Source organism: Pseudomonas sp. AC463, assembly GCF_979253585.1.
Genome location: NZ_CEEDDZ010000410.1, coordinates 1 through 301, shown reverse-complemented (window position 1 = coordinate 301; position 301 = coordinate 1). Strand labels below are relative to the sequence as shown.

At 70.1% G+C, this 301-nt stretch carries 1 protein-coding gene; it reads right to left on the bottom strand.

All coding sequences use genetic code 11. The features are described from left to right. On the bottom strand, positions 1 to 301 hold a 301-nt coding region (locus tag AC0IYH_RS30760), incomplete at both ends, for a carboxyl transferase domain-containing protein (RefSeq protein ID WP_471837954.1).

Genomic DNA, 301 nt, shown 5'->3' with positions numbered 1-301 from the left:
ATCCCGTACAGGTCCTCGGCCGGGAAGCGCGGTTCGACGGGAGCGCGCATGTTCACGTCGGATTCGTGCTGTGGCGGCAGCGTGGCGACGATGTCGCGGACGATCGTCAGCGCGTGCTCGTCGTTCTCGGCGACGTGATCGACGACGCCGGAGCGGCGGCCGTGCGTATCGGCGCCGCCCAGCTCCTCGGCGGAGATGACCTCCCCCGTCGCCGCCTTCACCAGCGGCGGGCCGGCGAGGAAGATCGTGCCCTGGTTGCGGACGATCACGGTTTCGTCCGACATCGCCGGCACGTATGCGC